This is a genomic window from Kribbella deserti, from assembly GCF_042434725.1.
Classification (GTDB): domain Bacteria; phylum Actinomycetota; class Actinomycetes; order Propionibacteriales; family Kribbellaceae; genus Kribbella; species Kribbella deserti.
Genome location: NZ_JBHLTC010000008.1, coordinates 41156 through 55967, shown reverse-complemented (window position 1 = coordinate 55967; position 14812 = coordinate 41156). Strand labels below are relative to the sequence as shown.

The 14812-nt window shown below is 68.7% G+C and carries 13 protein-coding genes; 8 read left to right on the top strand and 5 right to left on the bottom strand.

Annotated features, from left to right (window positions below; genetic code table 11):
* Positions 1–102 precede the first annotated feature (102 nt).
* The 4 genes from def to ACFFGN_RS07465 are packed head-to-tail and all read left to right on the top strand — an operon-like array spanning position 103 to position 3999.
* Positions 103–666 (top strand): peptide deformylase, encoded by a 564-nt coding sequence (gene def / locus ACFFGN_RS07480; protein ID WP_380044602.1) that lies wholly within the window; start codon positions 103–105, stop codon positions 664–666.
* Entirely contained in the window at positions 663–1595 is a 933-nt protein-coding gene (gene fmt, locus ACFFGN_RS07475) for a methionyl-tRNA formyltransferase (RefSeq protein ID WP_380044601.1), read from the top strand. Before def ends, fmt begins: the two co-directional genes overlap by 4 nt.
* Positions 1592–2995, top strand: a complete 1404-nt coding sequence (locus tag ACFFGN_RS07470) for an RsmB/NOP family class I SAM-dependent RNA methyltransferase (protein WP_380044600.1) — start codon at positions 1592–1594, stop codon at positions 2993–2995. Before fmt ends, ACFFGN_RS07470 begins: the two co-directional genes overlap by 4 nt.
* The gene (locus ACFFGN_RS07465; RefSeq protein WP_380044599.1) at positions 2992–3999 is read left to right on the top strand and encodes a DMT family transporter; all 1008 of its coding nucleotides are present in this window, start codon (positions 2992–2994) and stop codon (positions 3997–3999) included. Before ACFFGN_RS07470 ends, ACFFGN_RS07465 begins: the two co-directional genes overlap by 4 nt.
* Here the strand turns inward: ACFFGN_RS07465 and ACFFGN_RS07460 are convergent.
* Complete coding sequence (locus tag ACFFGN_RS07460) at positions 3996–4952, bottom strand: DMT family transporter (RefSeq protein WP_380044598.1); 957 nt, start codon at positions 4950–4952, stop codon at positions 3996–3998. The genes ACFFGN_RS07465 and ACFFGN_RS07460 overlap by 4 nt on opposite strands.
* A gap of 148 nt (positions 4953–5100) precedes the next feature.
* Between ACFFGN_RS07460 and ACFFGN_RS07455 the strand changes: the two genes are divergently transcribed.
* Entirely contained in the window at positions 5101–5538 is a 438-nt protein-coding gene (locus tag ACFFGN_RS07455) for an aminotransferase class V-fold PLP-dependent enzyme (protein WP_380044597.1), read from the top strand.
* 12 nt (positions 5539–5550) lie between these two features.
* On the opposite strand, the gene ACFFGN_RS07450 is transcribed toward ACFFGN_RS07455, so the two are convergent.
* Positions 5551–6618 (bottom strand): Gfo/Idh/MocA family protein, encoded by a 1068-nt coding sequence (locus tag ACFFGN_RS07450; protein WP_380044596.1) that lies wholly within the window; start codon positions 6616–6618, stop codon positions 5551–5553.
* 137 nt (positions 6619–6755) lie between these two features.
* On the opposite strand from ACFFGN_RS07450, the gene ACFFGN_RS07445 reads away from it, so the two are divergent.
* Genes ACFFGN_RS07445 through ACFFGN_RS07435 form a run of 3 tightly spaced genes read left to right on the top strand, consistent with a single transcriptional unit; the run spans position 6756 to position 10901 of the window.
* Positions 6756–8333: an alpha-amylase family protein gene (locus ACFFGN_RS07445; protein WP_380044595.1), complete on the top strand. Its 1578-nt coding sequence runs from the start codon at positions 6756–6758 to the stop codon at positions 8331–8333.
* On the top strand, positions 8306–9571 hold the full coding sequence (locus ACFFGN_RS07440) for an ROK family transcriptional regulator (RefSeq protein WP_380044594.1): 1266 nt from the start codon (positions 8306–8308) through the stop codon (positions 9569–9571). Before ACFFGN_RS07445 ends, ACFFGN_RS07440 begins: the two co-directional genes overlap by 28 nt.
* A 25-nt stretch (positions 9572–9596) precedes the next feature.
* Positions 9597–10901 carry a glycoside hydrolase family 125 protein gene (locus ACFFGN_RS07435; protein WP_380044593.1) on the top strand — a complete coding sequence of 435 codons (1305 nt, stop codon included), beginning with the start codon at positions 9597–9599 and terminating at the stop codon, positions 10899–10901.
* Here the strand turns inward: ACFFGN_RS07435 and ACFFGN_RS07430 are convergent.
* The 3 genes from ACFFGN_RS07430 to ACFFGN_RS07420 all read right to left on the bottom strand — a co-directional run bounded on the left by ACFFGN_RS07430 (position 10875) and on the right by ACFFGN_RS07420 (position 14655).
* Positions 10875–11720 (bottom strand): ABC transporter permease, encoded by an 846-nt coding sequence (locus ACFFGN_RS07430; protein WP_380044592.1) that lies wholly within the window; start codon positions 11718–11720, stop codon positions 10875–10877. The two genes, ACFFGN_RS07435 and ACFFGN_RS07430, sit on opposite strands and share 27 nt — an antisense overlap.
* Entirely contained in the window at positions 11710–12642 is a 933-nt protein-coding gene (locus tag ACFFGN_RS07425) for an ABC transporter ATP-binding protein (RefSeq protein ID WP_380044591.1), read from the bottom strand. The genes ACFFGN_RS07430 and ACFFGN_RS07425 overlap by 11 nt, the downstream gene beginning before the upstream one ends.
* 222 nt (positions 12643–12864) lie before the next feature.
* On the bottom strand, positions 12865–14655 hold the full coding sequence (locus ACFFGN_RS07420; protein ID WP_380044590.1) for a 13E12 repeat family protein: 1791 nt from the start codon (positions 14653–14655) through the stop codon (positions 12865–12867).
* Between the last annotated feature and the right edge of the window lie 157 nt (positions 14656–14812).

Below are 14812 nucleotides of genomic sequence, written 5' to 3'. Positions count from 1 at the left end.
CTAAGACGGGAAGAGAGGTCCCCGCCGGGCGCGCACCGCCGAGCTGGGGGTGCGAAGCCCTAGACTGGGCGCGTCCCCGTTGGTCGGTGTTGTGGAGTTCGCGTGTCGGTTGTGCCCATTCGCCTGTTCGGCGATCCCATTCTGCTGACCAAGGCCGATCCGGTCGTCGACTTCGACGCGGAGCTGCGCCGCCTGGTCAGCGATCTGACCGACACCATGCTGGCCGCGCCCGGCGCCGGCCTGGCCGCGCCGCAGCTCGGCGTGGGCCTGCGCGTGTTCACGTACAACGTCGACGGTGAGATCGGGCACCTGGTGAACCCGGACCTGACGCTGTCCGAGGAGGAGCAGTTCGGGCCGGAGGGTTGCCTGTCGATCCCGGGTCTGACCTACGACTGCCGCCGCGCGCTCCAGGTGGTTGCCAAGGGCTACAACATGTACGGCGAACCGGTGGTGATCGAGGGCTCGGACCTGCTGGCCCGGTGCATCCAGCACGAAACCGATCACCTGGACGGCGTGTTGTTCGTCGATCGCCTCGACACCGAGACCCGCAAGGCCGCGATGAAGGCGATCCGCGAAGCCGAGTGGTCTGGGCTCGGAGGCCCGCCCGTACTGAAGGTCTCACCCCACCCGACCTCACCCCACCTCACGAACGGATTCGGTCTGTGAGACTCGTTTTCGCCGGTACCCCCGAGGTCGCCGTCACCGCGCTCGCGGCCATCGCCAAGTCCGGCCACGAACTCGTCGCCGTGGTGACCCGCCCCGACGCGCCGTCCGGCCGGGGCCGCAAGCTGGTCGCGTCGCCGGTCGCGGACTACGCCGAGACCCTCGGTGTCGAGATCCTCAAGCCCGTCTCGCCGAAGGAGCCGGAGTTCCTGGCCCGGCTGGCCGAGCTCGCGCCGGACTGTTGCCCCGTCGTCGCGTACGGCGGGCTCCTGCCGCAGGCGGCGCTCGACATTCCGCGCCACGGCTGGATCAACCTGCACTTCTCGGTGTTGCCGGCCTGGCGTGGTGCCGCGCCCGTGCAGCACTCGATCATCGCCGGGGATGACGTCACCGGCGCGAGCACGTTCCGGATCGTGAAGGCGCTCGACGCCGGCCCGGTCTTCGGCGTACTGACCGAGCCGATCGGCCCGTCCGATACCGCGGGCGATCTGCTGGAGCGGCTGGCCGAATCCGGTTCGAAGCTGCTGGTCGACACGCTCGACGGCATCGAGTCGGGCATTCTCGAGGCCCGCGAACAGCCGGCCGAAGGGGTGTCGCTCGCGCCGAAGCTGACCGTGGAGGACGCTGAGATCGACTTCGCGGCTCCGGCGCAGCGGGTCGACCGGCTGGTGCGCGGCTGCAACCCGTCGCCGGGCGCGTGGACGACGTTCCGCGGCGAGCGGCTCAAGGTGCTCGTCACCCGGCCCGCCCCAGAGGCCGAAACGATGGTTCAGGGCGAGCTGCTCGCCACCAAGTCGTCGGTGCTCGCCGGTACCGGCAGCCACCCGATCGAACTGGTGACCGTGCAACCCCAAGGTAAGAAGCCGATGGCCGCCGCCGACTGGGCGCGTGGCGTCCGGGTGTCCGCCGAAGACCGACTCGGTACGCGGTGAACGGGCAGCGCAACGCCCGTAACCGCGCGCCGCAGAGCCGGGCGGACAAGGTTCGCCGCGTCGCGTACCTGGTCGTCCGGCAGGTCAACGCCGAGGACGGTTACGCCAACCTCGCGCTCAACAAGGCGCTGCGCGATCACCGGCTGAGCGGCCGCGACGCCGCCTTCTGCACCGAACTCGTGCACGGCACCCTGCGCTGGCAGGGCACGTACGACGCGATCCTCGCGCGCTGCGTATCGCGGCCACTGGCGGATCTCGACCCGGAGCTGCTCGATCTGCTGCGCCTCGGGGCCCACCAGCTGCTGCGCATGCGCGTCGACTCGTATGCCGCCGTCAACGAGATGGTCACGCTGACCCGCACCGAGGTCGGCCAGAGCCGCAGCGGCCTGGTCAACGCCGTACTGCGCAAGGTCAGCCAGCGCACGTTCGACCAGTGGATCGACTCCGTCGCACCGGCCGTCGCCGAGGACGTGATCGGCCATCTGGAGATCGCCCGGGCCCACCCGCGCTGGGTGATCGAGGCGTTCGCCGACGCCCTTGGAGTCGAGCCGGGTGACTCGCTGGCCGAGGTCGCCGAACTCCTTGCCGCCGACAACGAACCCGCCCGGGTGACGTTGATCGCCCGGCCCGGGCTCGCCGATCTCGACGAACTGGTCGAGGCCGGAGCCACCCGCGGCCGCTGGTCGCCGTACGCCGCGGTGCTTCAGGGCGGCGGAGACCCCGGCCGGATCGGGGCCGTCGCGACCGGCCGCGCGGGTGTCCAGGACGAGGGCTCGCAGCTGGTGGCGCTGGCTCTTGCGGCCGCGCCGGTCGAGGGCGAGGACAAGAACTGGCTCGACCTCTGCGCCGGTCCGGGTGGCAAGGCCGCTCTGCTCGCGGCGCTCGTCAGCGAACGCGACGGCTTGCTCACCGCGGTTGAGCCCCTGCCGCACCGCGCGGACCTGGTCCGCTCGAACCTGCGCGCCGTACACGGTGAGCACGAGGTCATCGTCGGCGACGGGACCGAACCCACGTGGCCGGAGGCCTCGTTCGACCGGGTGCTGGCCGACGTACCGTGCAGTGGTCTGGGCGCGCTGCGCCGTCGGCCCGAGGCGCGCTGGCGTCGTACGCCGGAGGACGTCGCCGAGCTGACCCCGTTGCAGGAGCAGTTGCTCGACTCGGCCATTCGCTCGGTCCGGCCCGGCGGACTCGTCGCGTACGTGACGTGCTCGCCGCATCTGCACGAGACCCGCGGGGTCGTGGAAGCGGTGCTCGAGCGTCGCGGGGACGCCTCCCTCGTGGACGCCCGGCCGTACCTGCCGGACGTGCCGGAGCTGGGGGACGGGCCGGACATCCAGCTGTGGCCGCACCGGCACAACACCGACGCGATGTACCTCGCGCTGATCCGCCGGGACAGATGACCACGATTCAGCCCTCGCCCGTGCGGAGCGCCCAGACCACGCAGTACTGGGGCCTCGGTGCCGCCTTCGGCATCGGGATCCTGGTCGCCATCCAGTCGCGCGTGAACGGCGATCTGGGTCAGCGGCTCGGAGACGGTATTCCGGCCGCGCTGATCTCGTTCGGCTCCGGCCTGGTGATGCTGCTGATCGCCTGTGCGGTCGTACCGCGCATCCGGGGCGGGCTGGCGAGTGTCTGGCGCACCATTCGCGCACCCGAGTCGAAGCTGGTCCGGGGGCACGGACTGCGCTGGTGGCAGTGCATCGGCGGCCTGGCCGGTGCGTTCCTGGTGGCCACCCAGTCGATCACCGTTTCGATCATCGGGGTGGCGGTCTTCACCGTGGCGGTGGTGGCGGGCCAGGCGATGAGCAGCCTGGTGGTGGACCGCCTCGGCTTCGGTCCGGCCGGCCCGCAGCCGTACACCCCGTTGCGGGTGATCGGCGCGGTCGTCGCCCTGCTCGCCGTGGTGCTAGCGGTATCGGACCGCCTGAGCCACCCGGCCGGGCTCGCGCTCGCCATCCTGCCCGCCCTCGCCGGGGTCGGTACCGCCGTACAGCAGGCCATCAACGGCCGGGTCGCCCGCACGGCATCACCCGACGGCTACGGCGCGGTGGCCGCCGCGGTGATCAACTTCGTGGTCGGTACGACGGCGTTGGCGGTGGTGTTCGCGATCGACCTGGCGCTGCGTGGCGCACCCCGGCCGCTGCCGACCGAGCCCTGGCTGTACGTCGGCGGGGCGTGCGGGGTCGCGTTCATCAGCCTCGCGGCGGTGGTCGTTCGCATCGTCGGGGTGTTCGTGCTCGGGCTCGGCACGATCGCGGGCCAGCTGATCGCCAGCCTGTTCATCGACCTGTTCCTGCCCGCCGGGGACAACCCCGTCACCGCGCCGGTCGTCGCCGGCACGCTGCTCGCCCTCACCGCCGTCATTCTCGCCGCCATCCCCGGCCTCCGCCGCTCCACCAGTTAGGCGCTTTGCGGCAACGGCTTCGGGGTGATGGTGGGGCGGCGGGTGAAGACGCCCTGGGAGACCGCGACTCCGGCGAGCACCACCAAGGCGCCGACGGGCTGGTACCAGGTGAGGCGCTCGTTCAGTACCAGGACGCCGACCACGATCGCGAAGATCGGCATCAGGTAGGTCACCATCGACGACGCGCTCGCGCCCATGATGCGGATGTTGCGCAGGCTGAGCACGAACGCCAGTCCGCTACCCAGCGCGCCGAGGGCCAGTACGCTCAGCAGCACCTCGATCGACAGGTCCCACGGCGCGGGCGGCGCGCCGCCGGCGAGCAGCGGCGCCATCACCGCGAGTTGCACCGTCGCGCAGATCAGCAGCGAGGCGGACAGCGAGATGCCGGAGATCGAGCTACCCGCGACAAAGCGCTTCTGGTACGGAATGGCAATGCCGTAGAAGATCGCGGCGGCCATACAGAGCAGCTGGCCGACCAGATCGGCGCCGCCGGAGATGTTCCAGGCGCCGAGCACCACCAGCATGCCGGCGAAACCGATCACCAGACCGAGCCCGCGCTGCAGGTTGAACACCTCGGTCCGGAAGATCAGCACGGCGATCGGCAGCACGATCAACGGTGTGATGCCGTTCCAGATGCCGGCCAGCAGCGAGGGGATGCGCTCCTCGCCGTAGCCGAACAACGTCCACGGAATGGCCGAGCCGACGGCGCCCAGCACGAACTGGTGACCCCACATCCGCGGATCCCGGGGCAACGAGTCGCGCTTGATCGCCAGCAGCGCGAGCAGCACCGCGGCACCCGCAGCGACCCGGCCGAGCGCGAGATAGGCCGGGTGCAGTTCGCGCACACCGACGGAGATGAACAGGAAGCTGCAGCCCCAGATGGCGGCCAGCAGCAACATCGTCGGCAGCCAGGACCGAACCGGCGGCTTGTCAGGAGTCGTCAGTGTGCTCACTCCTGTCATCTTGCAGTACGGAACCGACATTTCGCACCTTGGATAGTGGGCCGCCGGACGGCAGGATGACCGCCATGACCGGATTCGATGTCGCCGCCCGCCAGTCGATGACCGACCTGCTCAACGCGGACCCGGTGACGAGGTGGTGGTGACCCGGCTGGATCACGACGCGAACATCCGGCCCTGGGTCCAGGCCGCGGAGGCCGTCGGCGCGACCGTGCGCTGGCTCGCGTTCGACCCCGGCAACCACCGAGCTGTACGACGTGGCCGAGGTGCTCTCGGATCGGGTGCGGACTTCTTCGCGTGTTCACCGTACAAGTTCTTCGGGCCGCACTGCGGAGTGCTTGCCGCTAGCCGGTACGATCGCCGCGGTACGCCGACCGTGCTGTTCTCGATCGAAGGCCGCGAGTCGGCCGAGGTGGCGAAAGCCCTTGCGGAGAAGGGCGTCAACGCGCCCGCCGGTTCGTTCTACGCGCTGGAGGCGTCGCGCCACCTCGGCTTGGGAGACGCCGGTGCAGTTCGCGCGGGCCTCGCGCCGTACAGCGACCACACCGACATCTCCCGCCTCATCGAGGCCCTTCGCTGAGGTTCCCGGCGGTTATGCCCAAGGGGCGCCGGGGCCGTCCATGCGGTGGGCGAACGGGTCGGCCGGGGTGATGTCGCCGCGGGGGACCGGCCGGCCGGTGAAGGCCGAACGGTAGATGGCGGCCACCAGTTCAAGCGTGGTCCTTGCCTCGCGCAACGACACGGGCGGCACGGTTTTGTTGTCCAGGGCATCGAGTACGGCGGTGACCTGGGCGGTGTGACTGCTGGGCCGCCCGTGCGGGCCTTCCGCCCACGCGGCGGCCACCTGGTCCTCGTGTCCGGGCGCGGCCGTGACGGTGAAGTCGTCGTCGGTGTAGCCGTACAGGTGCTCGAGGTCGACCGTCGCGTGCTCGAAGTCGAACCGCAGGTGGGATACCTCGCGCGGCGAGACGACCGAGTTCACCACGCTCGCCAGTACGCCCGAGTTGAAGCGGATCATCGCCATCGAGACGTCCTCGGTGCCGGTGTCGCGGGAGGTCCGGGCGGCCAGGGCCGTGACCTCCTGCCATTCGCCGAGCATGGCCAGCAGCAGGTCCATCTGGTGAATGCCGTGGCCCATCGTCGGGCCGCCGCCTTCGATCTCGAACGAGCCGCGCCAAGGCACCGCGAAGTACGCCGCGTCCCGGTACCACTGGGTGTGGCAGGTCGCGATCAACGGCCGCCCGAAGGTCTCCGAGGTGATGATGTTGCGGAGTCGTTCCGCGCCCGAACCGAATCGGTGCTGCGAGATCACCGCGACGGATCCGTTCGACTCGGCCTCCGCCGCGAGCAGCCGGTCGACCGCGGCGAGCGAGGTCGCGAGCGGCTTTTCCACCACCACGGTCGCGCCGGCCGCGAGGGCCTGCTCGGACAGTTCGACGTGGCTGCCGGGTGGGGTGCAGATGTGCACGAGGTCGTACTCGTCGACCTCGGCCAGCGCGGTCACCGCGGCCGGGATCGACCACTGCTTCGCGAAGGCCTCCGCCCGATCGCGGTCGACGTCGACGGCGGCGACCACGCGCACCCGGTCGGGGTGGGCGCGCAGAGCCTCGGCATGGGCGGCGGCGATGGCACCGGTGCCGACGATCGCGACTTGATACATACTGATCCTCCAAAGGGCGGAAAGCGTATTCCCCGCTTGTCTACCCGAGTAGTAGTGCAACCGTCAACGTCCTTGACACGTGCTCGCGCAACTAACTAAAGTCATTGGAGTTAATCGTCGACGCGAGAGGCTGCCGGGTGTTCCGTCCGACCGCGGTTTTTGTCCAGGACAACGGCGCGAGCCACCTGGCGGCGCTGCGCCCATCCGGGGACCAGTGGACCGGTTCGCACACCCAGATCACCTGGCGACAGCGCGACGATTCGGCCGATGTCGAGGTGGGCAGCACGGCCGGGTTGTCCCGGATCGCGGTGCGCTGGGCCTTGCCGGCGTCGCCGGGTTCCCTGATCCTTGGTGATGCCTGGGAGCGTTCGTATGGCGATCTGCAGTGGCGGCACCTTCAGCCCGACCGGTTCCTGCCTTGGTACTGGCTGGCGCACGACCCGGTCACCGGCCGGACAACCGGGATGGGGGTCGACGTACAGCCGGCCGCCTTCTGTTCCTGGACGGTCGACGCCGACGGTGTGACGCTGTGGCTCGACCTCCGTAACGGCGGTGGCCCGGTCGAGCTCGGTAGCCGGGTGCTGACCGCCGCGACGGTTCGCTCGTTCTCCGACGCGGGCGATCCCTGGGCGACGCTGGAAGCAGCAGTCGCCACCATGAGCACCCGACTGCCGGCGCGACCTGAGCCCGCGCCGGCAGTCGGGGCCAACAACTGGTACTACGCGTACGGCGTGGACTTCGACGAGAAGGCCGTGCTGAAAGACGCGAGTACCATCGTCGAGTTGGCCGACGGCCACCCGGTCAAACCCTTCAGCGTGGTCGACGACGGCTGGAACCCGGGTGGTCCCGCGTCAGGCGGTCCCTGGGACAGCGGTACGCCGGGGCTGTTCGACGACCTCGCCGGTACGGCGGCCGCGGTCAAGGAGATCGGCGCCCGGCCGGGCCTTTGGTTCCGCCCGCTGCTGTCCCGCGAGCCTGGTCCGTGGGGCCTGCCCGGGCGGCGCGAGCGCACGCTCGACCCGTCGCGACCCGAGGTCCTCGACCTGGTCCGGGCGGACCTCCAGCGCTTCCGCGACTGGGGCTTCGAACTGGTCAAGCACGACTTCAGCACGTTCGACGTCTTCGGCCGGTTCGGGCCTGCCATGGGCGCGGGGCTGACTCACTCCGGCTGGCAGTTGGCCGATCCCACCCGGACGACCGCCGAGGTGATTCTGGACTTCTACCGGGTGATCCGCGAAGCGGCCGACGACCTCGTCCTGATCGGCTGCAACACCGTTGGGCATCTCGCCGCCGGGCTGGTCGACATCCAGCGCACGGGTGACGACACCTCGGGCCGCGAATGGGAACGCACTCGCAAGATGGGCGTCAACACGCTGGCCTTCCGGCTGCCGCAGCATGGGCGGTTCTTCGCGCTCGACGCCGACTGCGTGCCCTGCACCCCGCAGACGCCGTGGGGGCTGAACCGCCGCTTCCTTGATCTGGTGGCACGGTCGGGCACGGCCCTGTTCGTGTCGATCGACCCCGCGGCGCGAACCGACGAGGCCGATCGCGACCTCAGTGCGGCGATCCGGATCGCGCTCGACGGTGGTGACGCCGGTGGCATCCGACCGTTGGACTGGCTGCACAACACGACGCCGCAGGAGTGGGCGACGGGCGGCGGCACGGTGAAGTACGGCTGGTCCGAACCGTGGGGCGCCGACCCGGCGGCAGGCTGATGGCCGGTCAGTTGCCCATGGCCCGGCGCGGGACGAACCTGCTCCGGGTGGGTGACTTCAACGAGATCGTGATTCTGGACGCGATCCGCCGAGCCGAGCACCTGCTGAGCCGGGTCGAACTCGCCGCCGCCACCGGCCTCTCCGGCCAGACCATCTCGAACATCACCCGTCGCCTGCTCGAGGCCGGCCTGATCCGCGAGGCGGGCCGCCGTCCGGCCGACGGTGGCCTCGGCAAACCCCGCACGCTGCTCGCACTCGAACCCACCGGCCAGTACGCCGTCGGGGTGCACCTCGATCCTGCGATCGTGACCGTCGTACTGCTCGACCTGACCGGCCAGGTGGTTGCTCGCCATCGGTCCGAACCAGCTGCGGCCGCCGAACCCGCCGCGTTGATCGACGGGATCGCCTCCGCGATCGACGAGCTGATCCAGTCGAGCGGCATCGAAGTGAGCCGGGTCGTCGGTGTCGGTATCGCCGCGCCCGGGCCGATCGACGTACAACGTGGGGTGGTGGTCGATCCGCCGAACCTCACCGGCTGGCACAACGTGCCGCTGCGCGACGAGCTGGCCAGTCGGACTGGCTTGCCCGTACTGCTCGACAAGGACGTGACCGCGGCGGCCTCGGCCGAGAAGTGGGCCGGTGGTCCGCAGGGCGAAGGCAGTTTCGTCTTCTTCTATCTCGGTACGGGCGTTGGCGCCGGACTGGTCATCGGTGACGAGGTAGTGCGCGGTTCGTCCAGCAACGTGGGCGAGATCGGCCACGTCATCGCCGACCCGGACGGCCCGCTCTGCCCGTGCGGCCGTCGCGGCTGTATCGGCGAATCGAGCCAGCCGCGCTATCTGGTCCAGCAAGGCATCGCCGCCGGAATCCTTGCCGAGGGCATCGACCTGGACGATCGTCATGAGGTGGACGCCGCGTTCGCCCGGCTCTGCTCGTTGCCCGGGGCAACTCCGCTGCTGTCGGTGCTGGCGACCCGGATCGCCAAGGTGGTCGAGGACGTCGCGAACCTGCTCGATCTGGACCGGGTGGTATTTGGTGGCCCACACTGGGAACGACTCGGGCCTCTGCTCGGTCCCGCCGTAAGCGCGGAACTGGAACAGCGCTTCCTGGTCCGCGCCGTTCATCCGTTCGCCGCCGTCGGTACGTCGCTCGGCGTGGACGTGGGTGCCGTTGGCGCGGCGAGCCTGGTGCTGGATCACACGTTCTCGCCCAATCCGTCCGTGCTGTTGCTCGGCTGATGCCGAATTCTCGAGAGGTGATGCAGTGATCGATCGTCAGGTTTTGGCCCGGGCAGTCGACGAGGTCCGCCGGGCGACCGGTGATCCCGTGGTGGCGGAGCTGTTCGAACGCTCGATGCGGGAGAACCTGCCGGCCGTGGCCGAACGCCTTGGCGACGGCACCACCTTCGTGCTCACGGGCGATATTCCCGCCATGTGGTTGCGGGACTCGGCCGCGCAGTTGCGCCCGTACCTGGTGCTGTGCGGGCAGGACCCGGCGCTGCAGGACATCCTCATCGGCGTGCTGCACCGTCAGTTGGAGTACGTCGCGCACGACCCCTACGCGAACGCCTTCAACCGCGAGGCCAACGGAGCCGGGCACACCACCGACGCGACCGAGATGTCGCCGTGGGTGTGGGAGCGCAAGTACGAGATCGACTCGCTGTGTTATCCGATCGAGCTGGCCTACCGGCTGTGGCGTATCACCGGGCGCAAGGACGTGATCGACGAGCGGTTCGCCGTAGCCGCTCGGGCGATCCTGGACCTCTGGACCGTCGAGCAGGACCACGAGGCGCGATCGCCGTACCGGTTCCAGCGGCACGGTGAGGCGCCAACTGACACCCTGGTCCGCGACGGCCTCGGGCCGTTGACGCGACCGACTGGGATGTCGTGGAGCGCCTTCCGGCCTAGCGACGACGCAACCACGTACGGGTTCAACGTACCGGGCAACATGTTCGCCTCGGTGGTGCTGGGCTATCTGGACGTGCTGGCGCGTGAGGTGCTTGACGACCCCGAACTGGCCGCGCGGGCCATCGACCTGCAAGTGCAGATCGACGCCGGCATCCAGGCGTACGGCGTAGTGGAGCATCCGCGGCACGGCAGGGTCTACGCCTACGAGGTGGACGGTCTAGGCGGCTCTTTGCTCATGGATGACGCGAACATGCCGAGCCTGCTGTCTCTGCCGCTGACTGGTTATGCCTCGCGGACGGACTCGGTCTACCTGGCGACGCGTGCGCTGCTGCTGAGCGAGGACAACCCGTACTACTACGAGGGGACCGCTGCAGTCGGCATAGGTAGTCCCCACACCCCAGAGCGGCACGTTTGGCCTATTGCTCTGGCGGTGCAGGGACTGAGCAGTGACTCATCGGAGGAGAAACTGCGGCTTCTGAGGTTGTTGCGGGATACGGATGGCGGGACGGGCCAGATGCACGAGTCGTTCCACTGCGACGATCCGGCCGTCTTCACCCGGGAATGGTTCTCCTGGGCTAATGCGATGTTCTGCGAGCTTGCACTCGACTGCGCGGGTTTGACCATCTCCACCGCTCTAAGTCACGTCGCGCCTTCTCATTGAGATGGCGGCTGTCACGGTGAAGAAGGCCGCGTAGGCGAACAGAGTGACTAGTGCGCGGCTCCCGCTGACGGCGTCGCGTACGCCGGGCGGAGCGTCCAAGGCGGCCATATCCGTCGCGGCGAAGATCAGCGATCCCGCATTGGCTCCTGGCATCAAGTTCGCGATGAGGTCCAGATCGGGCAAGAGGCTAGCAACGACGCCTGCGAGTAGTGCCTCAACGCCCAGGATCCATACGACGCCTAGACCGATCGGCAGCGCGACGTTGCGGAAGGCAACGGCCAGCAGCGCGCCGAACAGGCACCAGGTGGTCAGGACCAGCAGGCCGCTGCCGAGGGCTTGGGCCATCGCCAACGGTCCGGGCCAGTTCATCGGGCCGTTCTCCGCGGCGGCGATGCCGATACTGCATAGGGCGCAGGCAGCGAAGATGCCGAGCACCCAGACTGCCAGCATCGTGACGAGCGCGAGGACCTGTGTGATCAGTACCTGAATCCGGCCCGGACGCTGAGTCAGGATCGTCTTGAGCGTTCCCCACGCGTACTCCCCGCCAACCACGATCGCGCCGAGCACCAGCGCGAGCGCGCCCGCAAAGACCGGGAAACCGCCGACCGTGTTGTCGAGCACGCCTTCGGGCAGAATGCCCTTCAGCACTTGGTCTCGCGGCACTCCGGCGGTCTGCTGGTTGTCGTCGCCGGTCGCGTAACTCAGGTACGGCAGGAGATAGCCGAAGATCAGGCTGAGCACCAGCCCGGCCGCGAACAACACCCAGACGGCCGCGCGCTTCCGCAGCTTCAGTACCTCCGCGCGATAGCTACCCAACATCGGTCTTCTCCTCTTGAATCAGGTCGTTCTGGGTGAGCTGGAAGAAGACGTCTTCCAGAGCGCGTTCGGTGGTACGGAGCTCGGAAACGGCGATGCCCGCCTCGACCAGGTGCCGGTTCAGCTCCGCCGTACGGGCTGGATCGACCTGCACGCGCAACGTCCGGTCATACGCGTGGACCGCGTCGGCACCGAGCAGGTCGGCGATGATCCGCTCGGCCTTGTCCAGCGGTTTCGCGCTGATCACGAGGTCCTGCTGGGCACTGAGCTCTCGCACATCGTGTTCGGCGACCATCCGGCCGTGGCTGATGATGCCGACGCGATCGCAGATCTGCTGCACCTCGCCCAGCAGGTGGCTCGACAGCAGCACAGTCCTACCGCCCGTGCCGAGTTCGCGGATCAGCTGACGCATATCCCGCATCCCCGCCGGATCGAGGCCGTTCGTCGGCTCGTCGAGGATCACCAGTTCGGGGTCCTTGAGCAGGGCCGCCGCGACACCAAGGCGCTGCTTCATGCCGAGGGAGTACGTCGAGAAGCGGTCCCGTGCGCGGGAGGTGAGATCCACCAGCTCGAGCACTTCATCGATCCGCCTACGCGGCACGCCGGCGTACTCGGCCAGCAGGTGCAGGTTGTCCAAACCGGACAAGTACGGGTAGAACGCCGGCGCCTCGATCAGGCTCCCGATCCGTCTGAGTACATCAGATTGGCCGGGCCGTCCGCCGAGCACCCGGACCTGGCCACTCGATGGCGAGATGAGCCCGGTGAGAATGCGCAGGGTGGTGGTCTTCCCAGCGCCGTTCGGCCCAAGGAAGCCGTACACCTCGCCGGGCCGGACGGTCAGATCAACCCCATCGACCGCGATGGTGTCGCCATAGCGTTTGGTCAGGCCAGTCACCTCAACCAGCGGAGCAACAGTAGTAGTCATACCCCGACCCTCCCGCGCCGCAGTCGTCCCGCGCGTCGTCCCGCGGGAGTGACCATCCCTACCTCCGGGGGAGTACCCAGGCGTCTCCGCCATGCGCTAACCCGACCCGGCCAAGATGGCGCGCGCGGACGAGCCGAGTGGGACGCTCGAGCGGGGCCGGCTCGGCCGTTCCGCGGACGCTGTTCTGCTACGGCGGCCTTGGGGGCGTCCGCGAGTGCGGGGTCATCGGCGGGGGCGGGGCCGGGTGCGTGGTCGGGGGCCGCTGATGTCGACCACCCTCGACGTCTGGCCCGCTGAAGGCGACGGCTCTGGATCAAGGCCTTCTGGAGAGGTCGACGTGAGATCTCCTGGAGAGGATGGCGTAAGGGCTCCTTGCGGGGATGGCATGAGGGCTCCTGGGGGTGGGGTGAGGGCTCCGGTGGTGAGGTTGACTTGGCCGAGGTATTGGGTGCCGGTGTGGTCGACCAGGTAGCGGGCTCCTCGTGGGCTGGTCCATTCGATGCTGCCGTCGGGCAGGATGAGGTTGCGCCAGCCGCCGTGGGTTTTGGCGTTGTGCGGCAGGCGTGTGACCGGTGTGAGGTTTTTTGTGCTGGTTTGGCCGGGTGGACCGTTCTTGCTGAACGGCCGCACATGGTCAAGGTCCGTGCCCTGGGTTGTCTCGGTTGTTGCCCAGGGCACCATCGGAGTCGGGTAGCGCAGTTTCATCCACTCTCTGAGCCGGTGGGGTGCTTCGTAGGCGTCCACGCTGATCTGTTCTCGCAGGTCGATGACCGGCTTGAGGACGACGTGTTCGTGAGCGACTAGTTCCTTCAGCTGCGCTACCAGCATCGGGCCGATTCCTTCTACCCGCGCGACGCCTTCGCCGGAGAGCAGGGCTGCGTCGGTGATGTGCACGTAGAAGGTGTGCGGCGTCCGCTTGCTGCGGTACTTGATGTCAGTCAGCAACCGATCCAGCGGCACGTCCCCTGTAGCGCTGGCCTCATGGTCCTCGCCGGCCTCACGGTGCTTGCGGTGCTTGCGGTCCTTGCGGTCCTCGGATTCAGCTCCAGCCATGTGCGCCCGACCGCCGTCAGCATCACGGCTAGCGGCGTCGTTCTCGCCAGCGCTGCCATGCGGGTCGCCATCGGCCGCCCCATCGCCCGTGCCACCACCGGCGGCATCGCCATCGGCATGGGCATCGGCAGCTGCAGTGGAGGCGGAGGCGGAGGTGGAGGCGGAGGCGGAGGTGGCAGAAGTGGAGGCTTTTTGGCGGCCGTGTTGGCGTAGTTTGAGGGCGGCGGCCGGATCGGCGAGGAGGCCAAGGGCCTTGGCGCGGCGTTGTTGGCGGCTGTCGGTATCACCGCACAGCGCCAAGATCTCGGCCAGCTCTTCGACCGCTGCGTCCAGCCGGTTCGCGTCACCGACCGCGGTGCGGGCGATCACCGACTTGGTGCCATGCTCGTTGGCTTGACCGAGCCAGACACCACGCTGCCGCGCGAGCAACTCCGCGTCTGCCTTCGCCTTCTCGGGATCGGCCTGCATCTTCGCGGCAGCAACGATCCGGCCCAGACGCGCTGGTGAGACCTTGTTGATGATCGCATTCACCCGCTCGTCGACGATTCCCGCCGCGACCAAACTCAGCGACAAACACGCGCGGGCGATCTGACGGGCGCGCCACGGTTCGGCCTTGCCGGCCAGAACCTGCGCGAAGGTCTTAGGGAACCGGTGCCGCAGTGCGAGCGCTTCGCCCAGATAGGCCGCCGCGGCCCCGTGCGACATACCGAGCCGCCCACCGAACTCCATCGCACAAAACTCCGCCAGCGGCGGACACCCCTCACCGCCGAACACCCGCAACCGCTCGATCCCCGGCACGATCTCGCCCTCCGTCGGCGGCTCCACGGTCGCGTTGAGATCGGCGTAGTGCAAAGCAACTAAAATCAATTCAACCTGAGCGGCGTTCTCGGCGGCACGCGCTGCCGCGCCGCGGTCCAGCGTCTGGTCCACGTCGAGCTCATCAGCAATCGGATCGAACATACTCTCGATTATATCGCGCCCATCAACGCGGATCTCGTTATCCACAAGGCGAATCGAGCACCCGTGCCGCCACAGATGCAGCAGCACTCAGCATGCCCGAATGCTGGAGCCTCACTAGAGTCAGCGGTGATCTCGACGTCGCGGACGAGGTGGTTGC